The organism is uncultured Aquimarina sp. (assembly GCF_947492405.1).
Lineage (GTDB): Bacteria > Bacteroidota > Bacteroidia > Flavobacteriales > Flavobacteriaceae > Aquimarina.
The window spans coordinates 230,033-252,944 of the sequence record NZ_CANLMP010000007.1; the positions used below are offsets into that span (position 1 = coordinate 230,033).

The following is a 22,912-nucleotide window of genomic DNA, read 5'->3' on the forward strand; positions in this document are numbered from 1 at the left end:
CTAAAAGATAACAACCATGAAAACTATTACACTAGGATTAATAGATGATCATAATTTATTTCGGGAAGGCATCAAATCGTTATTGGATAAAATGGACAATATAGAACTTGTTCTAGAAGCAGTTAGTGGAAAAGATTTGTTAGCCAAATTAAATAATACAGTTCCTGATGTGATACTATTAGATCTTGAAATGGAAGAAATGAATGGAATGGATGCAACAGTAAAAATAAAAGAGTTGTATCCAGATATGAAAGTCATTATACTGACTATGCACAAAGAAGAACGAATGATATCGTATCTTATGGAAGTAGGTGCAAGCGGATATTTATTAAAAGATACGAATCGGCAAGAGTTAGAAGATGCAATACGATCCGTATGTGAAAAAGGTTTTTATTTCAATCCTTTTGTTTCTCAAGCATTATTAAAGGGATTGAAGAATAAATCGGCTAAGCCTCCATTAATTGGAAAAGATTATCATCTTACCTCAAGAGAGTTGGAGGTGTTAGAATTAGTTACTAAAGAATATACTACCGCAGAAATTGCAGAAGAATTATTTCTGAGCGTTCGAACCATAGAAGGTCATCGTAAAAATTTAATGATGAAATTAGAAGTAAAAAATACCGCTGGATTAATTATAAAAGCAGTAAGAGAGAAGATTATTGCTGTGTGAAAACCTAAGAGTTAATGAAAAGACCTCACAGTAAGCCTCGGCCGACTGTGAGGTCTGATCTAATATTCTAACGATCTAATTAATCGAACATTCTAGGAATCCAACAATCTGGTAAACCCTATACGTGTTTTCCTTTTTCCCAGCCGTGTTTGCCAAGATATTGCTCTCCAGATTCGATAGCACCTTCTTCTACAGTAGTTCCCATAGAATCATTCCATCGGTTTAAGTATCCAAATAAAGAAATTACACCTAGCATTTCTACGATCTCACCTTCGTCCCAATATTTATAAAGTTCCGTTTTGATAGCTTCATCTACATTATTAGGAACTAAAGATGCGGCAAGCGAAAAATCAAGTGCTGCTCGCTCAGCACCACTAAACGCAGGATGTGTTTTGTACTCCCAGATATTATCTAGTTGCTCTTGTTCTGCACCATATCTTTCTGCAGCACGTATTGCGTGTGCTTGACAATATCTACAACCCGTAGCATTACTACTTACCCAGGCAATCATTCTTTTTAATGCTGAGGTTACACGACCTTCATTGGCCATAACAGCTTTGTTTAGGTTAATAAAAGCTTTAGAGATGGCAGGCCTTCTCTGCATAGTTAGAACAGAATTAGGACAGAATCCCAAGGTCTCATTAAAGAATTCAGCCAATTCTTTGGTTTCTAAATCGTGATCAGCGGATAAAGGTGTTACTAATGGCATATGTATGTGTAATTTTTTGAGTTAATTTTAAAACTTTAGCGTAGCAAAATACAAAATATGTTTTTGGTTTTAGCGGGATTAAAAACTAATTTCTGACTGGGGAATTTGGATACAAGATTTGATGTTCTCTTGTGCTGTTTCAGAAAATAAATTCCTATCCAATACGATATGTGTAAGATGCTCTAATTTGTATAGTGAGGAAGGCAATGTTTGAAGTTGATTATAATTAATATCTAATTTTTCTAAAGATTCCAGAGAATCCATATTTTCTGGTAGTTCTTTTAGTTGATTGCCTCCTAGATGAAGTGTTTTTAGTTGATTAAATTTTTTGGAGACACGAAAACTTCTTAATTTATTATTGCTAAGATCTAAACGAGTGATATTTGATAATTGATAAAAACTGTCTGGTAATTCATTTAATCTGTTTTGAGATAGATTTAGAATCTTTAAACTTTTAAGATTTCCAAAAGAAGATGGAAGCTCTGAAATGTTACTATTTAAAAGATATAAGTATTTTAATTGCTTTAAACTGCCAATAGATTCAGGTATTGACGTTAGTTGATTCCACTCTATATTAAGTTCTTCTAGATTATAAAGATGTCCAATAGATATTGGTAAGGTTTCTAGGTTATTTTTACTTAAGTCTAATATTTTTAGTTGATTAAGTGAACTAATCTGTTTTGATATTTGGGTAATTTTGTTGTTTGATAAATCAAGTCGAGTTAGTTGTTTAAGATGATAAATAATTGCTGGAATTTCTTGTAATTGACCATTAGAAATTTTTAGCCATTGCAATTGTTTTAGATTTTTTAAAGAAGTCGGTAAAGAACTGCTTTTTTTACGAAAGATTAGAAGTTGCTGCAAATTGTGTAATTCACCAATCGATTCTTTCATTACCGCATTATTATCTAACACCAACCTATAAACATTATTTTTATTTTCAAGTGCGTTATCAATTGAATGATATGTAACAGTTTGTTCTGGAATAAATGATATGAAGCAGGTAGATATTATTTTTTTAGCTTCTTCTTTTTTGTCATTAGACAAGGGATTATTGTAAATAATCATTTCTTCAAGTGCAGACAGGTCTGAAAAGGATTCAGGAATACCTAAAAGCTTATTGTCAGAAACATCAAACAACTGTAGACGTTTTAATTTGCTTATTGCCTTAGGCAGTTTGGTTAATTTGTTTTTAGATAGATTAAGATTGGTTAAGGTACTCAGCGCCCCTATTTCATCTGGTAATAATTCTAATTGATTTTTTGATATATTTAATTCTTGTAAATCATAAAGTGTTTCTATAGATTTAGGGATAGATGTCAATTGGTTGTCTGATAGATCAATCGAATGTAATTTTTTTAAAGACCCTATTGATTCTGGAATGTTTCGTATGTTATTTCCAATAATGACAAGAGCTTTTAGTTCACTAAGAACACCTAAAAATTCAGGAATTTCCTCAAGTTCTTGATTTATAACACTAAGCATTTCCAGTTTTCTAAGTTTTGAAAGTGACTCAGGTAATTTTTTTAGTGTACCCTTTTGAAATCCCAGATGGTCTGAAGAAATTCTTAAGTTTCTAAGATTTTTTAATTCGCCAATAGATTCTGGCAATAAGCTTGCACCTTGAGCACTTATCTGTAAAAATTGTACATCTTCTTTATGAGCAAGTGCTTCTTCTAAAGAAGTGTAAATTTTAGGAGGTATATGTGGATTTGGAAAAAAATTATTTTCTTGTGCATTCATAATTGCTAGACCGATTATTAAAAATAATATAACAACGTTTTTTTTCATTTTACTTAATCCTTTTAGAGAATAGGATTGATCATCTTTTTCCAAAAATATAGAAATTCGTATTCATTAAATACCCTGATTGCAGTGAAAAGTATACAATTATTCTATAGAACTTTTATAAATAATCTAAACTCATCCTTACTTTTTGTACTTTGGATTTTTTAAATAATTTCGGAACTAGAATACCAATGAGATGGACCCTAAAACCAAAACTTGACACTACAATCATCAACAATTTAGCAAAAGCTCTAAATGTAGATACGATAATTGCTTCTTTATTGGTCCAAAGAGGAATTGAAACTTATGATCAAGCCAAAAAGTTTTTTAGACCTTCATTAGAAGATCTTCATGATCCTTTTTTAATGAAAGATATGGATAAAGCCGTTTCGAGGATTGATAAAGCTATATCTGATCATGAGAATATCATGGTATATGGAGATTATGATGTAGATGGAACTACCTCTGTAGCGTTAATGTCTTCATATTTAGAAACTATATCATCGCAGGTTACTACGTATATCCCAGATCGTTATGCAGAAGGGTATGGCGTTTCTTATCAAGGCATTGACTACGCTTCTGATAATGATATTTCGTTGATTATAGCATTAGATTGTGGAATCAAAGCTGTAGAAAAAGTGGCATATGCAAAATCCAAAGGGATTGATTTTATTATTTGTGATCATCACCGACCAGGGGATACAATCCCAGATGGAGCTGCAGTATTAGATCCCAAAAGAGAAGATTGTGAATACCCTTACAAAGAACTATGTGGTTGCGGAGTAGGTTTTAAGTTGATTCAAGCTATAGCCATTAAAAATGGTCAAACTATAGATGATTTACTACTATATTTAGACTTGGTAGCTACTGCTATTGGAGCTGATATTGTTCCGATCACGGGAGAAAATAGGGTGCTGGCATATTTTGGTTTACAAGTCATTAATCAAAGTCCAAGAACAGGTTTTAAGGCAATGCTTTCGCAAGTTAAAAAGGAAGTTTTAACGATTACGGACTTAGTTTTTATATTGGCTCCCAGAATTAATGCTGCTGGAAGAATGAAACACGGATTGCACGCTGTGAATCTCCTTAAGGAAGAAGATCCTGAAATTGCTTTGCGATATGCGGCAGAAATAGAAACGTATAATAGTGATCGGAAAGATGCAGATAGAACTATCACTGAAGAAGCTTTAGCACAAATAATCCAAAACTCAGAAGAAGATAGATGTACTACCGTAGTATATGATGAGAATTGGCATAAAGGTGTAATAGGAATTGTTGCGTCCAGACTTACGGAAACTTATTATCGTCCAACGTTGGTTTTTACTAAAAGCGGAGAGAAACTCGCAGCTTCTGCAAGATCTGTTAAAGGGTTTGATGTATACAATGCTTTGGATGCTTGCTCAGAATATATAGAACAGTTTGGAGGTCATAAATACGCCGCTGGATTAACACTTATAGAAGAACAATACGAAGGATTCAAACAAAAATTTGAGCAGGTGGTATCAACTACTATTGATAAAAAATTATTGACTCCTGAAATTCAGATAGACCATATGATGGAATTCGATCAGATTTCTCCGAAATTTTTTAGGATTCTAAAGCAATTCGCACCATTTGGTCCTGGAAATATGACACCAGTTTTTATGACTGAAAATGTAAAAGATACAGGATATGCTAAATGTGTCGGAGCTGATGAGAAACATTTAAAGTGCAAAGTACAGAAAAACGGATTAGCCATTGGAGCTATTGGTTTTAATCTTGGGCCCAAACAGGATCTAATAACTAGATCACAAAGCTTCAAGGTTGCTTATACAGTTGATGAGAATGAATGGAATGGAACTGTATCGTTACAATTGAAACTTAAAGATATAATTTAAATTATTTTTATTTAGATTAATTATAAATAATTTAATATTTTTGAATCAAACATGATTCAGGATGAATGCTATTGATAAAATTTACAGTAACAAAGTTGGTATTTCTTTTTTTTGGAAAAAACAACAGTCTACCAGTTCACCAAAAGTTCAATTGGTATTTAGGGATATTGGGTTTTTACTTACGCTAAATGAGTTAAAGGATTTTTCGGATGCCTGCAGAATTACAGAGCAATCACAGTGTTGCGATCAATGTATGAATCATCAGAACTGTAGGTCTTTATTACTTAGAACACCATCTGAAAAAATTGACTTAGCCGTAAGTAAAAATGAACTAGAACAAGTACATGAACTAATTAATGGCACTATTTTTAGAGTAGAATTACAACATTGGGTATCAAGCGCAGGTCTGAATTAAAATGTTTTATCTAAGAAAATCCAGAATTTTATAAGAGATTTCTTCAGCTTTTGTCTCTTGGATGAAATGTTTTTCATCGATAAAATGGATATCTGCTTCATCTATCTTGAGTGCATTCGCTACTTTAGTTTGTTGTGGAGTCCACTGAAGCATGGTGTCGTGAATTCCCCATATTACTGCCACAGGAATATCAATACTTTCAAATACTAAGGAGTAGTCAGGAAAATAATTACAGGTTCTAGTGAAGAAATAGTACATTCCGTCTGTTTTTCCTTCTAACAAGGGAGTTTTATACCCTTGTACATCTATTTCGTTTAATGTATTTTCCTTTAAACCTTCTTTAAATAATGATTTTAGCAATGTATTGGTCGTTACTCCGTTGCGATATGACCACATAGCAGCTTTGGCAGCCGGACCAGGACTAAATCGTATCGGAGGATAAAAACCTTCTTCGTATAAGAGCGTGTTTAATACAATTAATTCTTCGATTCTTTTTGGAGCTTGATTAAAAAGTTCCCAGGTCCATACACCACCTACATCGTGCATTACATGGGACCAATACTCAATGCCTAATCCATCCATAAGGGCAATAAGCCTTTTTGCGTGTTCTTTTTCACTATAGATTTTATATCCTTCAGGAGAATCGCTGGAGCCATACCCTAACATATCTGGAACAATAACGCGATATCCTCCTGCAACTAACGGATCAATCATTTTACGATATAACCATCCAGAAGTAGGAACTCCATGAAGTAATACAATCACAGGACCATTTCCTTTATCAATATATTTTATAATTCCATCTTTACTAGGAAAAGATCGCTGTTCCGCTCTAAATTCTTCATAGGTCATTTGACCTTTTCGGATTTTGGTATTTTGATATGGTTTGCATCCAAAAGCGATTACTACGATTAGAAGTAATAAAGAAAGTTTCTTCATTTAGAATGATAATTTGTGAGGCAGCAATTTACTTAAAATCATTTTTTTATACTATCACATTTAACAAATTTATACTACTTCTTTTTTAAGGATGAGTTAATTCCAGAAACATGATCCAGTTTTTTAAACGTCTTTTAAAATATATTTTCTATTGTTATCTCGTTCCCGTTGAAACTAAAATGGTCTCCAATTGTTTTTCCTAGTAACAATTTCCCAATAGGAGTGTTGGTAGCTATTGCAAAATAGGTATGATTATCAATAATGATTTTCCCTACAGAAATACTTAAATAATAATTTCCGGTAGAGGTTTCTATGATACTTCCTAGTCGTATGATCTCTGAAGAAGAGTGTACATCAATTTTAGCCAAAACTTCTTGTAATTTCTGCACTTGAGCTAATTGCGCACCTGCTTTTTCTCTTTCTAATTGGAGCATAGCTCTCCCGGTTTCATGTTTATCACCTGCTGTACTTTTTGTTTCGGAGGTCAGGGATTCTTGTATATTGGCAATCCTATCCTGAATTCGATCAAGACGCTCTTTTACAAATTGCTCACAATGATCGTAAAGTTTTTCTTTTGTTTTTTTCAAAAAAATGAATTTAAATTTCAATATAGAATAACCTCGATGATTGTACAAATATTATTGTAGTGTAGCATATTTAAAAAAAGAGAAGCAGCCATAATTAGACTGCTTCTCTACCGTATAAAAAATAATTCAAACTAAATTCTGGGCAAAAAAATTGGTACGTTAGCTTCCAGATGGCCTATATTATTAAATTTAAAATCTATGATTCTACAATTTTCGGCAACCAGCGCAATTTCATCAATTAGAATTCTGGGGTCATCTTTAAAATAAATTTGAGTTTCTAATGTTCTATATCCCTTTGCAGAAATTCTATAATGAAAATGCCTTGCTCTATATCCATAAACTCCAGGACGGATGGTTTTTATTTTATAAATTCCAGATTCATTTGCAGTAATACATCCTGATAATGTGGTTTGTGAAGGGAAATAAAAACTCCCTTCGTTATGATAAGCACCGGCATCATCTGCGTGCCAAATTTCAATTTTTGCATTTGGTACTGGTTCTTTGTCTTTAGTATATATTTTTCCTGAAATAAAAGTTGGAATTCCTGGTAGATTTTTAGTGTTTAGATTTATTACCTGAGCAGTATTGTAATAATTGGTTGTTTGTTTATCGATTTGATTTCCCAAATAATAAGGAATAATAAGGCTGTTTTTTATTCCATTAGATTGTTGTGTTAAGGTATTATTGTTCAAATCATTTTCCATAATAAAGAATTTTAGGGACTTTATTATAGAACAGATGATTAAGGTTTTACCCTACCTATTAAAAATAATCTTTTGAGATTACGCTATTTTGAAAAAGAAAGGGAGCCATAATTATGCATTTGTTGTATGATCCAATTTTTTCTTTTTTGAACATACTTTGACGGCGGGTCGGCTAAATATTTTCTAGGATTAGGAAGAATAGCAGCTATTGCAGCGGCTTCATCAGAGTTTAAATCTTTTGAAGATTTATTAAACCAGAATTTAGCTGCAGCTTCAGCACCGAATATTTCATCTCCCATTTCTATACTATTCAGATATATTTCTAAGATACGCTCTTTGCTCCAAAAGGTTTCGATTAAAAAAGTAAAATAACTTTCTAATCCTTTGCGGATCCAACTGCGTTGTGGCCACAAGAAAACATTTTTAGCAGTTTGTTGTGAGATGGTACTAGCACCTCGTAATCGTTTGCCTGCTTTATGAGCAGAAATTGCTTTTTGGATTGCTTCAGTATCAAAACCATTATGTTCTATAAATCGTTGATCTTCGCTACAGATAACAGCAAGTTGTAAGCTCTTAGAAATATCTTTTAATGAAACCCACTGATGTTTTATTGAAGTCTTGTTTTCGGACTGAAAATGTCGAATACTCATTAGTGGAGTTCCTGGAACATCAATCCATTTATATACAAGTACCCATAGTATACTAAGAATAAAGAATACTAAAAAACCTTTAAATATAAAACGAAAGATCTTTTTCATTGCTAATTAGTAAAGTAACCGTCTATAAAAGATCAGCTAATTCCGTGCCAACAAGACTTCCAATGGCTACACCCATTCCTCCAAGTCTTACTCCACAGAAGATATTATTAGAAATTTGGTTGACTATGGTTTTTTTTTGATTTCCGACACCCATAATTCCACTCCAACGATGTTCAATTTCGAAGTTTTTATCAGGTAAAATTATCGTTTGTAATAGCTCCTCTAATTTTTGTTGTATTAATGGGGTTTCTGCTAACTCTGTAGTTTCTTCTGTTTTAAAATCCAGATTCCTTCCTCCACCAAAGAGGATTCGATTATCAATATTTCTAAAGTAATAATATCCTCTATCCAGATGAAAAGTTCCTTTGATATGTAAATCCTGAATAGGTTTAGTGATCAGGACCTGTGCTCTAGCTGGTTTAACCTCTTTAAGACTTAATAATTGAGAGGCAAAACCATTTGTTGCTATTAATACCTTGTTTGATGATAACGTAAAATGATCCGTTTTTATTTCTACAGAATCATTGGTGTCGTTTACAGCTTCTACGCGGCAATTATTAAGTATTCTTATATCGTAAGTTTGGGCTTTGCGTAGTAAAGCATCCATCATCTTGCCAGTATTAATTTGTCCTTCGAACTTATTTACAATATACTGGGGTTGAATATTTTTAAAATTGAAAATATTATCTTTTGGTAAAAAGACATCATCATTAAAAATAGGTTTTAAGAATGAGTTGATATCTTCAATTTTCGAAAGGCAAGTTTCGTATAAATTATAATCACTTTTTGTAAAAAGTTCATAACCTCCATTATGGATATAATCAATAATGGAGTCTCCTAGATTTTTACGTAACAGCTGTAGTCCTTTGTATCTTTTTTGTACAAGTTGCAATACCTCTTCTTCAGAATGTGTATTAAGGTCATCAAGAATCTCTGATAAACTGCCGAAACAAGCAAAACCAGCATTTTTAGTGCTGGCACCATTTGGTAGAATTCCTCTTTCCAACACTAGGATTTTAGCTTTAGGAAATTTTTCTCTTAAGCGAATCGCGCTATTAAGTCCTACGATTCCACTACCTATGATTGTAAAATCAATATTAGATAACCAGGTTTTATGTTCCCAATAGCTGAAAGGCATATTTTAAATTCATAAAAAAAGCCTCATTGCTGAGGCTTAAATGTTGATTAGTCGTCTTTTGGTTCTTCCATTTCAAAATCCTCCATAAATTTGGTGGTATAGTTTCCGGAAACATAATCCGGATGATCCATCAATTGTCTATGGAATGGAACAGTAGTTTTTATTCCTTCTACTACAAATTCATCAAGAGCTCTTTTCATTTTATTAATTGCCTCCTCACGAGTCTGTGCGGTAGTAATTAATTTAGCAATCATAGAGTCATAATTAGGAGGAATCGTGTATCCACTGTATACATGAGTGTCAATACGAACTCCGTGACCTCCAGGAAGGTGTAAATTAGTTATTTTACCAGGAGAAGGACGGAAATCCTTATAGGGATCTTCTGCGTTTATTCTACACTCTATAGAGTGTAATTGCGGATAATAATTTTTACCAGAAATTGGCACTCCAGCTGCTACTAATATTTGTTCTCTGATTAAATCATAATCTACCACTTGTTCAGTTATGGGATGTTCTACCTGAATACGAGTATTCATCTCCATAAAGTAGAAATTACGATGTTTATCTACCAAGAATTCTACAGTTCCAGCTCCTTCATATTTAATATATTCTGCCGCTTTTACTGCTGCTTTTCCCATTTCATCTCTTAATTCATCAGTCATGAATGGAGAAGGAGTTTCTTCAGTAAGTTTTTGATGTCTTCGTTGTACGGAGCAATCTCTTTCTGATAAGTGACATGCTCTACCGTTGCTATCTCCTACAACTTGGATTTCGATATGACGAGGTTCTTCGATCAGTTTCTCCATGTACATATCATCATTACCAAAGGCTGCTTTACTTTCTTGTCTTGCAGATTCCCAGGCATTTTGTAGGTCTTCTTCTTTCCAAACAGCACGCATACCTTTACCACCACCACCTGCACTAGCCTTAAGCATTACAGGATAGCCAGTTTCTTTAGCTACTTTTATACAGGTTTTGAAATCAGGAATTACACCCTCACTTCCTGGTACACAAGGCACTCCGGCTTCGATCATAGTTGATTTAGCAGAAGCTTTGTCTCCCATTCTGTCAATCATCTCGGCACTAGCACCAATAAACTTTATTTCGTGCTCTTCACAAATTTTAGAGAATTTGGCGTTTTCTGATAAGAATCCATATCCTGGGTGAATGGCATCTGCATTTGTGATTTCTGCAGCTGCTATAATGTTAGACATTTTAAGGTATGATTCGCTACTAGGTGCTGGTCCGATACAAACAGCTTCATCAGCAAAACGAACATGTAAACTTTCTGCATCAGCAGTAGAATATACTGCTACAGATTTAATACCCATTTCTTTACAGGTTCTGATTACACGCATTGCAATCTCACCTCTATTGGCAATTAGAATTTTTTTAAACATAACGTTCTAAATTTAAAAATCTCAAATTCCATGTTCCAAATTCCACATATTATTGGATTTTGGGATTTGTCAATTGGAATTTTAAAATTGGGTTATGATGGGTCTACTAAAAATAATGGTTGATCAAATTCTACAGGAGAATTGTCATCCGCTAAAATTTTAACGATTTTACCGGAAACTTCACTTTCAATTTCATTGAAAAGCTTCATTGCTTCAATAATACAAAGTACGTCTCCTTCTTTTATAGTATCTCCTACTTCTACAAAAGTTGGTTTGTCTGGAGATGGTTTTCTATAAAGTGTTCCTATGATAGGAGATTTTATAGTAATGTATTTAGAATTGTCTTCTTCACTACTCGGAGTTGCAGCTTCAGTAGCTACTGGAGTAGGAGTTTGTACTTGTGCTACTGGTTGGGTAGGCGGCACCGCATTACCAACTGGTATTTGCTGTACAATTGTTGTTTCTTTGTTTTCTTCTGAAGTTGTTCTGATAGTAATTTTTACATCTTCCATCTCTAACTTCACTTCGCTAGCCCCAGATTTGGCAACGAATTTGATTAAATTCTGAATTTCTTTTAAATCCATAATGTTGGGTATTGTGTGTTTTAGTTGTTTAGGAATTGTAGGCCCATTTTAAGAAAATTGAACCCCAAGTAAAGCCTCCACCAAATGAGGCAAATACTATATTATCTCCTTTTTTGAGTTGTTTTTCGTAATCGCTTAATAATAATGGTAATGTTGCTGAGGTTGTATTACCATATCTATGAATATTCATAAGAACTTTGTCTTGATCCAGATTCATTCTGTTCGCAGTAGCATCAATAATACGTTTATTAGCTTGATGTGCAACAAGCCAATCTACATCTTCTCCGCTAATATTATTACGTTCCATGATTTTAGTACTTGCATCTGCCATATTAGAAACGGCATATTTAAATACTGATTTCCCATCCTGTTGAACAAAATGTTGTCTATTTGCTACGGTTTCTTCTGAAGGTGGTAAGATAGATCCACCTGCTTCAATTTTTAAGAATTCGCGTCCTACACCATCGGTACGTAAATATTCGTCTTGAAGTCCTAATCCTTCGTCATTAGGTTCGAAAAGTACTGCTCCACCACCATCACCAAAAATAATGCAGGTAGTACGATCAGTATAATCGATAATTGATGACATTTTATCTGCTCCAATCAGTAAGATCTTCTTATATCTTCCAGCTTCGATATAACTGGCTGCGGTAGACATTCCATATAAAAAACTAGAACAGGCTGCTTGTAAATCATAAGAAAATGCATTGACTGCTCCGATTTCTGAAGCGGCATATGCTGCGGTTGCAGCTACAGGAAGATCAGGTGTAGCAGTTGCAAATATTACCATATCAATCTCTTTGGGATCGAGATTCTTTTTAGCAATTAAATCTTCTGCTGCTTTTATACCTAAGAAAGAACTTCCTTTACCTTCTTCTTTTAGTAATCTACGTTCTTTAATACCTGTACGAGTGGTGATCCATTCATCGTTTGTATCGACCATGGTGGCTAATATATCATTAGATAACACATAGTCCGGCACATAAGCGCCTACAGCTGTGATAGCGGCTGTGATTTTACTCATATCTTGATTTTAGTTTCATCTGAATCTCTATTATATTCGTTTCAGATGGAATTCGCTAATAACTCCGCTGCGTGCCTGCATTACAGGAATTAGCATCAATAAATTACTTAGCTAATTTCAGAACTTTTTACATAATACTATGTAAAAAGTGGTCGAAAATACTAAATTACATGCAAATATGGCGCAAAATAACGGGATTTTGACACATATTCAACTAAAAACAAAAAAACTCTCACATTTGTGAGAGTTCTGTATAGAATTTTAACAGTATACTTATGCTACTTCTTCTTCAGTGTTGTCAATAATTACCTGACCACGGTAATATAATTTACCTTCGAACCAATGTGCTCTGTGGTATAAATGTGCTTCTCCTGTTGTAGGATCTGTAGCTATTTGTGGTACAGTAGCTTTATAATGTGTTCTTCTCTTATCTCTTCTTGTTTTGGAGATTTTTCTCTTAGGATGTGCCATTGTTAGCTATTATTTATCGTTTAATAAGTTTTTTAATTTATCCCAACGAGGATCAATTTCCTCGTTATTATTTTCTAATGTTTCCTCTTTCGGGCTCAATTCATCTAATTTTTCAAGTATATCAGATTCTAATGTTCCATCTTCGACACCAGGATGAACTCGTTTAGAAGGTACTCCCAAAACAATAAGTTCATATATGTATTGCTGAACGTTAATTTCATATTCTCCAAAAGGAATAATAAGAATTTCTTCGTTCTCATTGTTATACTCTTCTCCAAATTTAACTACTAAAAAGAATTCATTTTTAATAGGTAAATCAAAAGGTTCATTGGTGACATCACAATTGACATTTATCGTGCCATTAGCTACAAACCGAAGTTCTAACATGGTTGTTTTCTTGTTAAACTCCAGATCGACCTTTATTGCAGATGCATTAAATTCGTCATACTCAAAATGTTCGAAGAACGTATTGCCAATTTGATACTCAAACTTGTGTAATCCTTGCTTCAGTCCAACAAAAGGGATATTAAACTCTTTTAGTGGTTTCATTTCATCATCAGTTTCGAGTCTCTGCCAATTCGGCAAAGGCGGGTGCAAAGATAACAAAAAATCGTTATGAAAGCATTTTTGTAAATAAAATTATATCAGAAAGTTAGTATTTAGTTAGTGAGGCTTTCAGTAATTCAGTTAGTGAGGCTGCTTTTTTAGTTTTTCCTGAGGTTATTTTGAAATTCTTTTTTTTAACTTAATTCTTCTCTTTCTCCTTGTTTCCCTTAAATTGAGGTTTGCGAGGCTGTTTTTTTAATGGGTTTTTAGTAAGCTCATTATATTGCTGTCGATTTTTAAAAATCTTCAAAGCAGCAAATACTGCTTCTTTGAAAGATCCATTGTCTGCTTTGTTTTTTCCTGCAATTTCAAAAGCAGTTCCATGATCTGGAGATGTACGTACTTTGTTTAATCCTGCTGTATAATTAACTCCTTTTCCGAAGGATAATGTTTTAAAAGGAATCAGTCCTTGATCGTGATAGGAAGCTACAATTGCATCAAAAGCCTTATATCCATCAGAACCAAAAAAGCTATCCGCTGCATACGGTCCATATACTAATTTACCCGATTCATTTATTTTCTTGATAGTGGGTTTCAATACCTCTTCATCTTCCTTGCCAATCACACCATTGTCTCCACTATGAGGGTTGATACCTAAAACTGCTATTTTTGGCTTACTAATTCCAAAATCCTGCTTTAGTGCATTATAAATAGTATCTATTTTTTGTTCTATAAGTTCTGGAGTAATGGTATCTGCAATGTCTTTTACTGCCACATGATCTGTAAGTAACCCTACTTTTAATGTATCAGTAATCATAAACATCAAGCTATTTCCATCGAGTTCCTGATCTAAGTAATCTGTATGTCCTGGGAAATTAAAATCTTCGGATTGGATACTGTGTTTATTAATAGGTGCTGTTACCAGAACATCAATTTCTTCATTTTTTAACGCAATAGTAGCTGCTTTTAGTGATTTAATAGCATATGCCCCAATTGTTGAATCCTCTTGTCCGAAATTGATATCTACTCCTTCTTTCCATACATTCAGCACATTTATTTTACCATCCTGAATCTGAGAAGTTTTATCAATACCATGAAGATTTGTATTAATATTGTACTGTTTTTTAAGAAAAGAAAGAATCTTTACAGACGCAAAAATTACGGGAGTACAAAAATCCAACATGCGTGGATCTTCGAAAGTTTTAAGCGCTACTTCACTTCCGATACCATTTAGGTCTCCAATAGATATGCCTAATCTTATTTTTTCTTCTTTCTTCATTATAACCTACTTTATAAGTATTTTTGAAATCTAAAAATTGATCACAAATTTTAAGGTCACAAATTTAACTAAATAATTCGCATTTATGTTTACAGGAATCATCGAAGAATTGGGAATAGTAACTAATCTAAAAACAAATCGGGAAAATCTTGATATTACTGTTCGTGCGAATTTCACATCTGAGTTGAAAATTGATCAAAGTGTTGCACATAATGGAGTTTGTCTTACAGTGGTTTCAATTGAAGATAATACCTATACCGTTACCGCAATAAAAGAGACATTAGATAAAACAAATCTGAATAACCTAGAAGAAGGACAAGTTGTTAATTTAGAGCGAGGAATGAAATTGGGCGCTCGTTTGGATGGTCATATTGTACAGGGTCATGTAGATCAAACAGCTAGTTGTATCAGTATTAAAGAAGCGGATGGGAGTTGGTATTTTACATTTCAATATGATCCTTCTTTAAGTAATATTACTATAGAAAAAGGTTCTGTTACAGTTAATGGGGTAAGTCTAACAGTCGTGAATTCTAAAAAAAATGAATTCAGCGTAGCGATAATTCCTTTTACATATGAACACACCAATTTTAATACCTTCGAGGTAGGTACCACAGTAAATCTAGAGTTTGATGTTATTGGTAAATATGTAAAAAGAATTACAGAATTAGGATAGATTGCCCAAAACTACTTTCTTAACTAGCTAAAATTGTATCTATTTTTTCGACTTCATTAAATCGAAATAATGAAAAAGTTTCTTCGTCTATTTTTAAAATTACGCCACCTAAATCTTTAACATCTGCGCAAGACTTAAAATCTAATACTTTGCCAAAGTGTTGGCTTTTAGTATCAATTACTTTATACTGCATAATTACAAGTTTTGATTTGTATTCCCTTTATCATTACTGATGTTCTTTCCCCAAAAAACATACCAGAATGTAGTGATCTCAGAAAGTAAATTTAGTAGGAGAGATCCTATTTAAAAAATTATTTTATTAAGTTTTATTAACAATTTACACTTAACAATCTGGTTTTCAGTTATAATCTGTTTGTAAATGGTAGCTGTATATCAGGTTCAATCTGATTTAGATTAAGGAATTAGAATGTGTAATTATTCTTAATATTTCAAAAATTGTATAACATGTTCTTGTTTAATGACTTCTAAAAAAGGCAAGTGGTTTTTCTTCTTTTGGATTTATTGGTTGTCTATTAAAATAGGTGTAAAGTTTACCTTCAATATTATTATTTTTATTTGAAAGACTGAGGTATAATAAACCGTAGGATGTTGCTAACGTATAATCATCGTTACTTCCTAGATAAAAAACAGGGTTAGATTTTAAAAAACTTTCATCAGTTGTTTCTAATAATCCCCGAGTTTCATTAAACAAGAAGGTTCCTTTAAATTCTTTTGGACCTTCTTTCGAATTGAAAATCAACTCAATCTTTTGATTTTTTAGGTTCATAGGAGGCATATCTTTGTTATTTTTTCTAATAACCTGAGCAAATATATGTGCAGTTTCTTCAATTAGTACTTGACAACTGGTATTAACCATTAAAGCAATATTTAGATTTTCTTCGGGGAAATATACAATTACTGTTCTGGCACCTAACCAATTTCCTGCGTGTTCTATAACTTTATTTCCAAAAGGGTCTATAGATGAACGCCATGCGATCCCAACATTGGTCTTTTTGCCATTTGTTAAATGATGACTTTTAAACATTTCGGTAACTACAGACTGTGAAATAAAATTATTTGTGTAGGCATTCATCATTTTTACTAAATCTGTTGGTGTGCTTCTTAAGCTTGCACCGGGGATTTTATAACTTCCATTGGTAATTTTCTCATTACGTAGTTGATTATTTTTCACATAGTATAATTGCGCATCTTTTTTAGAAAGTACTCTTATGTCTTCAGCTTTGGTGTTAGACATTTCCAAAGCTTCAAATATATCTTCTTGCATATACTCTAAATAGCTTTTTCCTGATGCGCCTTCAATAACTGCTGCCAATAAATTAAAGGCATGTGTAGAATATTTATAATCTGTATCTGGTTTAAAAAGAAGGGGTGCGTTCATTAATTCGACAGTTTCTCGAATGGTAGCGTAGTGTTTCTTTTTATAGCGATTTCCTTTTGGGCGATGCTCTAATCCCGCAGTATGTCCAGCTAGCTGACGTGTGGTTAAATTGGCATATGGTTCCCTGATATACGGGACATACTTTTTTATGGGAACATCAAAATCTAACAATCCTTCAGAAGCCAAACGGCCAAGTGCCGTTGCTGTAATAACTTTAGCGACTGAGGCCGTTCGTATTCGTATGTCTGACTTCATTTCGATTTGCTCTTCTATATTAGCGTAGCCAAAACCATTTGAATATATAACGCTTCCATCTTTACTTATAGCGATTGAAAGTCCAGCAGTTTTGGTTTGTGCTAAAAAAGCTTTTGCTAAAGTTTCAATTTTAGAACTTACCGAATTTGAGAGCTTGCTACTGTTGTTTTGAGCTTGTGCTGTAAAAGTTAAAAATAGCAGTAGGAAAAAGGATATATGTTTTGTTTTCATTACTCTACAATTATTGATTTATCGTATTGCTCCTTTATTTAATAAATAATTGATGACTTCTTGATGGTTTCCTCTTCTAGCCATTTTTAAAGCACTTCTTTTTTCTGAAAGTAAGGAGTAACTGTCTCTTACGGATTTGTTTATATCTGCTCCATGATTTACTAAAAATTTCACGATTTCTAAATGTCCATTCCAGGCAGCTCCAATAAGAGGTGTTTCATCTCCAGAAACAAAAGCATTTACGTTAGCGCCTTTGCTTACTAAGAACTTCACTATTTCTAAATGCCCTCTTTTTGATGCGGCAATTAATGGATTGCCATCACCATCACTTTTTTTATTTACGTTAGCTCCAAGTCCAACAATAGCTTTTACCATTTCGAGATTCCCTCTGGATGCCGCTTGTATTAAAGCGGTTCCATCACCAATAGTTTCTCTATCAATATCACCATTGGAGGCAAGTAATAGTTTTAGGATTTCAATATTCCCAGAAGCTCCTGCTAATTGTATAGGATTACCATCTCCAGTGACTTCTAAGTTAGGTTTAGCGCCTTCTTTTAAAAAGAGTTTTACAATTTTTATATTGTTTCCTTTTACTGCAGAAATTAATGGAGTTCCATCTCCATCTACTTTTTGGTTTATATCAGCTCCTTTGGAAATCAAATATTTTGAGAATTCGAAATGACCGTTTTGGGCAGCAATCATTAATGCACTCGCATCATTTTTATATCTATACGAGATTTTAGCTCCAGATTGAAATAATAATTTTCCGATTGTTAGATTTCCGTTTAAAGATGCCATTCCCAGAGGAGTTCGAGGCTGAATCATTCCTTCATATATGCAATTAGGGCTTACTGTTTTTAAAAGCTGTTCGACCTTGCTTTCATCATTGTTTTGAACCGCTCGTAGTAAATCCTCGCAGGTTTGAGATTTTGCAGTTAAAAGATTAATAAATAAGACGATCAAAAATGTAAGTAAAGTTCTCATAAGTATTCGTTTTTTGAATTTGATTTATCTCAAAAGTATTGCTTAGATCCCTACATAAAATATTAAATAGACCAACGTAGGTTTTCTACAAATAGAAGCTTAATAAGATAGGATAGTCATATTCATCCTATCTTATTAAGCTTCTGTAGGTAGTTATCAGGTGTTAAGAGGTTTGTGGTTCATCGCATAGCATTAATATGTACTTTTATGTCTTATGAAAAACAACAATTCGTTTTTGGATAGTATTCTTCAGAATAGGGTCCTTTCACATGTTCTTTTTTGGTGTTCTTTTTTAGTGATATTTACGATATTAGGTGTTTTGGATTCGGGAACTTTTAAGCCTAATGCTTTAACGAATTTGGCAATGCTACCCTCTCAAATAGCAGCTGCCTATTTGCTGAATTATTACCAGTTACCAAAACTACTTTTAAGAAAGCGCTATTTTTTGTTTTTGATATCCCTGGTTTTAAGCGTATACTTTCTTTCGGCTTTTGCCAGATTTAATGTAGTTCATATTGTAGAGCCATTTTTTAGAGAAAATTTTGAACAAGAAACCATTAAAGAAATATTATTAGATTTTATCTATATATTTTCGGTATACTGTCCGGCGGTATATACGTATGCGCTTATTATGTTAGCGGTTAAAGCTATTAAAACACGATTTGAAGAGAAGCATCAGATAGAAATATTACAGAAAGAAAAAGCCACCAGTGAATTGAAATTTTTAAAGGCTCAGATTCAACCTCACTTTTTGTTTAATACACTGAATAATTTATATGCATTAACACTAGCAAAATCTGACTTAGCGCCAAAGGTTGTTTTGAAATTATCAGAATTGCTTGATTTTATTTTATATCAGAGTGACCAGGCATATATTCCAATAGAAAAAGAAATAGAATTGATACAGGGGTTTATAGATCTTGAATCCTTGCGTTATGGTAATGCATTGGATGTTACCTTTAAAAAGGAAGTGAAAAATTTGAACAGCCCAATAGCACCTTTAGTCTTATTACCACTTATAGAGAATGCATTTAAACATGGGGTAAGTAGTGATCCTAAGAATGCTAAAATATATATTGATTTATTGGTTTCAGATAATGCAATAAAGTTTAAAGTATTTAACACAAAACGAAATGATTCTGTAAAACAAGTAACAAATAAGAAATCAGGAATTGGCACTAGTAATCTTAAACGTCAATTAGAGATTAATTACCCTAATGCGTATAGATTAGAAATAGATGAGCAACGAGATAGCTATTTTGTTGAATTATTAATAGATTTGAGTTAGATCATGAAAATAAGATGTATAGCTATTGATGATGAACCTCTTGCTCTCGAAGTAATACAAGCGCATGTAAAGCAAATTCCAGATGCAGAACTTGTGGCAAGTTATACCGATCCTATTGAAGCCTTTGAGCAACTTAAAGATTCGATAGTTGACCTTGTTTTTCTTGATATCGAAATGCCTTTGCTATCTGGGTTAGATTTTGTAAAAACACTTAAAAATCCACCAAAAATTATTTTCACAACTGCTTATCGTAATTATGCGATCGAAAGTTATGAGCTGGATGTAGTAGATTATCTATTGAAGCCAATTTCTTTTACTCGTTTTTTTAAAGCTATTAATAAATATAAAACATTAGTAAATACGGTAGTTACGGTACAAGAAGTTAGGGAAACTACAATTACTAATGATCATCTATATGTAAATGCTAATAAGAAGTTTGTCAAAATTAATTTTGATGAAATACTTTATATAGAAAGTATTAAAGATTATGTTAGAATCCATTTGAAAAATACTTCTGTTATGACCAAAGATTCTATTACTAATTTTAAACTTAAATTACCTGATAGTTTTTTAAGAATACACCGTTCGTTTATTGTGAACACATCCAAAATAACAGCCTTTACAAAGGTTGATGTAGAAATTGATGATAAAGAAATTCCTATAGGAGCTAGTTATAAAGAAGATGTTATGAGTTTTCTTTCGAGTAACTAATAACTCTGTATTAAATAAAAAAAGCCTTAGTTTTCACTAAGGCTTTTCGGTGGTCCCACTTGGGCTCGAACCAAGGACCCCCTGATTATGAGTCAGGTGCTCTAACCAGCTGAGCTATGGGACCTAAAACGGAGGGCAAATTTAAGTAATTGCTTCAAACGTGCCAAACATTTTTAAGATTTAATTTATCTCCTGACAAAGCTCTACTAAAACACCATTAGTAGTTTTAGGATGTACAAAGGCAACTAGCTTATTATCAGCTCCTTTTTTTGGAGTTTTGTTGATCAATTGAAAACCTTCTTTTTCTAATCTTTTCAATTCTTGCTCAATATTATCTACATCAAAAGCAATATGATGGATGCCTTCGCCTTTTTTAGAAATAAATTTTCCTATAGGACCATCTTCTTTAGTGCTAGCAACAAGCTCGATTTTATTCTCTCCTACTTTAAAAAATGAAGTAATTACTGCTTCGCTTTCTACAATTTCCTGCTTGTATGGAGCAACACCTAGTAGTTGCTCATATAACGTATTAGCCTGATCAATATCTTTTACAGCAATTCCGATGTGTTCAATTTTATTAATATGATTCATCTGTTTATTTTATCTTTTTTATTGTCAGATGTAATTTGCCATTAATCCTTTAGGAAGGTATAAACCTAATGTTATGACTTATTTCATGAGATCTTATTGTTAGTAAGAGGTAAAAGTACAAAATAGGGATAAGTATAGGATTTTATAACAAAAGAAATTAATACATCGCATAATTACCTATTTTTGTACCCATGGAAACAAACAGACAGAAAAAAATAGGTGGAGTATTACAGCGGGATGTTGCTGATGTGATACAACACGCATTACGTGAAGCGGGAGTACAAGGGATTTTGGTTTCTGTAACAAAGGTAAGTGTGACAACAGATTTATCTATTGCGAAAGTATATATGAGTGTTTTTCCTCATAATGAAGGAGAAAAAGTGCTGACAGAAGTAAATGCGGTAAAGTCACAGATTAAACATCAGGTGGCTCAACGCACTAAAAACCAGCTTCGGCGTATGCCAGAATTATCTTATTTTATAGATGATTCTTTAGAATATATAGATAACATAGATAAGGCGATAAAAGGGAAAGAAAATCCATTAGAAAATCCTGATTTATTACCGCGTCGCAAGAAGAAGTAACTTTTTATAGTGTTTGAAAAATAATTAAGAGGTAATAATCCTTTATTCTTTTATCTTTATTCAAAAAAATTAAATTTATTTAGATTCGTATTTAACGATTTGAAATTTTCCTACTACATCGCTAAGCGTTATTTATTTTCTCCAGGTAGCAGTAATGCAATCAACATTATTACGGGTATTGCAGCAGCGGGAGTAGTAATTGGTGCGATGGCATTATTTCTTGTTTTATGTGGTTTTGCTGGGTTAAAGGATTTTAGTTTGCAGTTTTCTTCCTATTTTGATCCAGATCTTAAGATTTTTCCGGTAAGCGGAAAAACATTTACTTTAACAGATGATCAAAAAGAAAAACTAACTAATTTAGAAGGAGTTGTTAGCTTTTCTGAAATTATAGAAGAACGAGTATTCCTCGGGTTTAAAGACAAACAAAAAACAGGTTTTATAAAAGGAGTTGATGCTAATTATAAAAATGTAATTCAAACTGATAGCATTGTGTTTGCCGGAGAATGGTTGACAGGTAATGATGCACAAGTGGTTGCCGGATACGGTATTAGCAGAGAATTGGGGATGGGTGTAGAACAGATATATACCAATTTCTTAAACATATACGTTCCTAAACCTGGAAAAGGAATTCCTAAGGATCCATCTAAAGCTTTTAGAAAAAAAGCCGTTGTTAACACCGGAATTTATACCGTAAATGAAGACCTCGATAAAAAGTATGTTTTTTCTACTATAGGATTGGCTAGAGGTTTATTAAAATTACCTGATAATGCTATAACGAATATAGAACTTAAAGTATCTCCTGATGTGGGCGAAGGTGCTATTAAAGAGCAATTACAAATTCTTTTTGAGGATAAAGTGATTATAAAAAACAGAATACAGCTTAATGACACCCTATATAAAATGCTCAATACTGAAAATCTGGCATCATATCTGGTGATTACGTTGATCGCCATCATTGCATTATTTAATGTTGCCGGAGCAATTATTATGATGATCATTGATAAAAAGAATAATATCAAAACATTGTACAACTTAGGAGCTGCACTACCAAAAATTAGAAAAATATTTTTGTTTCAAGGATCGTTAATGACCATTTTAGGAGCGTTATTAGGACTTTTTTTAGGTTTTATACTAATTGTATGTCAACAGCAATTCGGGTTGCTTATGATCACACCTTCTTTACCTTATCCTACCAAGATTACTGTAGCCAGTTTTATCATAGTATTTTTAACAATTACGGTAATTGGAATTGTAGCATCATTACTGGCATCTAGTAGGATTAATCAAAAATTAGTTGGTTTTTAATC

At 33.0% G+C, this 22,912-nt stretch carries 25 protein-coding genes and 1 tRNA gene; 8 read left to right on the forward strand and 18 right to left on the reverse strand.

The features are described from left to right. Nucleotides 1–16 precede the first annotated feature (16 nt). Nucleotides 17–670: a response regulator transcription factor gene (locus Q0829_RS22600; RefSeq protein ID WP_298547213.1), complete on the forward strand. Its 654-nt coding sequence runs from the start codon at nucleotides 17–19 to the stop codon at nucleotides 668–670. Nucleotides 671–788: 118 nt separating this feature from the next. Here the strand turns inward: Q0829_RS22600 and Q0829_RS22605 are convergent, their stop codons facing one another. Both Q0829_RS22605 and Q0829_RS22610 read right to left on the reverse strand, forming a co-directional pair. After that, nucleotides 789–1,379 carry a carboxymuconolactone decarboxylase family protein gene (locus Q0829_RS22605; protein WP_298547214.1) on the reverse strand — a complete coding sequence of 197 codons (591 nt, stop codon included), beginning with the start codon at nucleotides 1,377–1,379 and terminating at the stop codon, nucleotides 789–791. Between the two features lie 78 nt (nucleotides 1,380–1,457). Next, entirely contained in the window at nucleotides 1,458–3,215 is a 1,758-nt protein-coding gene (locus Q0829_RS22610) for a hypothetical protein (protein ID WP_298547215.1), read from the reverse strand. A 143-nt stretch (nucleotides 3,216–3,358) separates the two neighbouring features. On the opposite strand from Q0829_RS22610, the gene recJ reads away from it, so the two are divergent. Next, nucleotides 3,359–5,044 carry a single-stranded-DNA-specific exonuclease RecJ gene (gene recJ / locus Q0829_RS22615; RefSeq protein WP_298547217.1) on the forward strand — a complete coding sequence of 562 codons (1,686 nt, stop codon included), beginning with the start codon at nucleotides 3,359–3,361 and terminating at the stop codon, nucleotides 5,042–5,044. A 61-nt stretch (nucleotides 5,045–5,105) separates the two neighbouring features. Further along, on the forward strand, nucleotides 5,106–5,459 hold the full coding sequence (locus Q0829_RS22620; RefSeq protein ID WP_298547219.1) for a hypothetical protein: 354 nt from the start codon (nucleotides 5,106–5,108) through the stop codon (nucleotides 5,457–5,459). A gap of 6 nt (nucleotides 5,460–5,465) precedes the next feature. On the opposite strand, the gene Q0829_RS22625 is transcribed toward Q0829_RS22620, so the two are convergent. The 11 genes from Q0829_RS22625 to pdxA all read right to left on the reverse strand — a co-directional run bounded on the left by Q0829_RS22625 (nucleotide 5,466) and on the right by pdxA (nucleotide 14,889). Then, nucleotides 5,466–6,398: an alpha/beta hydrolase gene (locus Q0829_RS22625; protein ID WP_298547220.1), complete on the reverse strand. Its 933-nt coding sequence runs from the start codon at nucleotides 6,396–6,398 to the stop codon at nucleotides 5,466–5,468. Between the two features lie 134 nt (nucleotides 6,399–6,532). Beyond that, nucleotides 6,533–6,985, reverse strand: a complete 453-nt coding sequence (locus Q0829_RS22630) for a 3-oxoacyl-ACP synthase (protein ID WP_298547221.1) — start codon at nucleotides 6,983–6,985, stop codon at nucleotides 6,533–6,535. A 131-nt stretch (nucleotides 6,986–7,116) separates the two neighbouring features. Further along, nucleotides 7,117–7,689 carry a hypothetical protein gene (locus Q0829_RS22635; RefSeq protein ID WP_298547222.1) on the reverse strand — a complete coding sequence of 191 codons (573 nt, stop codon included), beginning with the start codon at nucleotides 7,687–7,689 and terminating at the stop codon, nucleotides 7,117–7,119. Between the two features lie 83 nt (nucleotides 7,690–7,772). Beyond that, entirely contained in the window at nucleotides 7,773–8,447 is a 675-nt protein-coding gene (mtgA, locus tag Q0829_RS22640) for a monofunctional biosynthetic peptidoglycan transglycosylase (protein ID WP_298547224.1), read from the reverse strand. A gap of 22 nt (nucleotides 8,448–8,469) precedes the next feature. Then, the gene (locus Q0829_RS22645) at nucleotides 8,470–9,585 is read right to left on the reverse strand and encodes an FAD-dependent oxidoreductase (protein WP_298547225.1); all 1,116 of its coding nucleotides are present in this window, start codon (nucleotides 9,583–9,585) and stop codon (nucleotides 8,470–8,472) included. 47 nt (nucleotides 9,586–9,632) lie between these two features. Beyond that, nucleotides 9,633–10,985 (reverse strand): acetyl-CoA carboxylase biotin carboxylase subunit, encoded by a 1,353-nt coding sequence (gene accC / locus Q0829_RS22650; protein ID WP_298547228.1) that lies wholly within the window; start codon nucleotides 10,983–10,985, stop codon nucleotides 9,633–9,635. 92 nt (nucleotides 10,986–11,077) lie between these two features. Then, the gene (gene accB, locus Q0829_RS22655; protein ID WP_298547229.1) at nucleotides 11,078–11,569 is read right to left on the reverse strand and encodes an acetyl-CoA carboxylase biotin carboxyl carrier protein; all 492 of its coding nucleotides are present in this window, start codon (nucleotides 11,567–11,569) and stop codon (nucleotides 11,078–11,080) included. A 28-nt stretch (nucleotides 11,570–11,597) separates the two neighbouring features. Beyond that, entirely contained in the window at nucleotides 11,598–12,593 is a 996-nt protein-coding gene (locus Q0829_RS22660) for a beta-ketoacyl-ACP synthase III (RefSeq protein ID WP_298547231.1), read from the reverse strand. Nucleotides 12,594–12,866: 273 nt separating this feature from the next. Next, nucleotides 12,867–13,064: a 50S ribosomal protein L32 gene (rpmF, locus tag Q0829_RS22665; protein ID WP_027394691.1), complete on the reverse strand. Its 198-nt coding sequence runs from the start codon at nucleotides 13,062–13,064 to the stop codon at nucleotides 12,867–12,869. A 9-nt stretch (nucleotides 13,065–13,073) separates the two neighbouring features. Further along, entirely contained in the window at nucleotides 13,074–13,613 is a 540-nt protein-coding gene (locus tag Q0829_RS22670; protein WP_298547232.1) for a DUF177 domain-containing protein, read from the reverse strand. A gap of 196 nt (nucleotides 13,614–13,809) precedes the next feature. Continuing rightward, entirely contained in the window at nucleotides 13,810–14,889 is a 1,080-nt protein-coding gene (pdxA, locus tag Q0829_RS22675; protein ID WP_298547233.1) for a 4-hydroxythreonine-4-phosphate dehydrogenase PdxA, read from the reverse strand. Between the two features lie 85 nt (nucleotides 14,890–14,974). Between pdxA and Q0829_RS22680 the strand changes: the two genes are divergently transcribed. Further along, entirely contained in the window at nucleotides 14,975–15,562 is a 588-nt protein-coding gene (locus Q0829_RS22680; RefSeq protein WP_298547235.1) for a riboflavin synthase, read from the forward strand. A 19-nt stretch (nucleotides 15,563–15,581) separates the two neighbouring features. On the opposite strand, the gene Q0829_RS22685 is transcribed toward Q0829_RS22680, so the two are convergent. The 3 genes from Q0829_RS22685 to Q0829_RS22695 form a co-directional block, all read right to left on the reverse strand. Next, the gene (locus Q0829_RS22685) at nucleotides 15,582–15,755 is read right to left on the reverse strand and encodes a hypothetical protein (RefSeq protein ID WP_155839739.1); all 174 of its coding nucleotides are present in this window, start codon (nucleotides 15,753–15,755) and stop codon (nucleotides 15,582–15,584) included. Between the two features lie 282 nt (nucleotides 15,756–16,037). Next, complete coding sequence (locus Q0829_RS22690) at nucleotides 16,038–17,447, reverse strand: serine hydrolase domain-containing protein (RefSeq protein WP_298547236.1); 1,410 nt, start codon at nucleotides 17,445–17,447, stop codon at nucleotides 16,038–16,040. An 18-nt stretch (nucleotides 17,448–17,465) separates the two neighbouring features. Beyond that, nucleotides 17,466–18,431: an ankyrin repeat domain-containing protein gene (locus Q0829_RS22695; RefSeq protein WP_298547237.1), complete on the reverse strand. Its 966-nt coding sequence runs from the start codon at nucleotides 18,429–18,431 to the stop codon at nucleotides 17,466–17,468. Nucleotides 18,432–18,645: 214 nt separating this feature from the next. On the opposite strand from Q0829_RS22695, the gene Q0829_RS22700 reads away from it, so the two are divergent. Then, nucleotides 18,646–19,719, forward strand: coding sequence for a histidine kinase (locus Q0829_RS22700; protein WP_298547239.1), 1,074 nt, complete (start codon nucleotides 18,646–18,648; stop codon nucleotides 19,717–19,719). Between the two features lie 3 nt (nucleotides 19,720–19,722). Further along, entirely contained in the window at nucleotides 19,723–20,430 is a 708-nt protein-coding gene (locus Q0829_RS22705) for a LytTR family DNA-binding domain-containing protein (protein WP_298547240.1), read from the forward strand. 50 nt (nucleotides 20,431–20,480) lie between these two features. On the opposite strand, the gene Q0829_RS22710 is transcribed toward Q0829_RS22705, so the two are convergent. After that, nucleotides 20,481–20,554 (reverse strand) — tRNA-Ile (locus Q0829_RS22710). Between the two features lie 56 nt (nucleotides 20,555–20,610). Continuing rightward, nucleotides 20,611–21,012 carry a methylmalonyl-CoA epimerase gene (gene mce, locus Q0829_RS22715; RefSeq protein WP_298547450.1) on the reverse strand — a complete coding sequence of 134 codons (402 nt, stop codon included), beginning with the start codon at nucleotides 21,010–21,012 and terminating at the stop codon, nucleotides 20,611–20,613. Between the two features lie 200 nt (nucleotides 21,013–21,212). Here mce and rbfA point away from each other — a divergent pair, with 200 nt between their 5' ends. Together rbfA and Q0829_RS22725 are read left to right on the forward strand one after the other, a co-directional pair. Further along, nucleotides 21,213–21,605 carry a 30S ribosome-binding factor RbfA gene (gene rbfA / locus Q0829_RS22720; protein ID WP_118459875.1) on the forward strand — a complete coding sequence of 131 codons (393 nt, stop codon included), beginning with the start codon at nucleotides 21,213–21,215 and terminating at the stop codon, nucleotides 21,603–21,605. Between the two features lie 99 nt (nucleotides 21,606–21,704). Further along, nucleotides 21,705–22,910 carry an FtsX-like permease family protein gene (locus Q0829_RS22725; protein WP_298547242.1) on the forward strand — a complete coding sequence of 402 codons (1,206 nt, stop codon included), beginning with the start codon at nucleotides 21,705–21,707 and terminating at the stop codon, nucleotides 22,908–22,910. Nucleotides 22,911–22,912 lie beyond the last annotated feature (2 nt).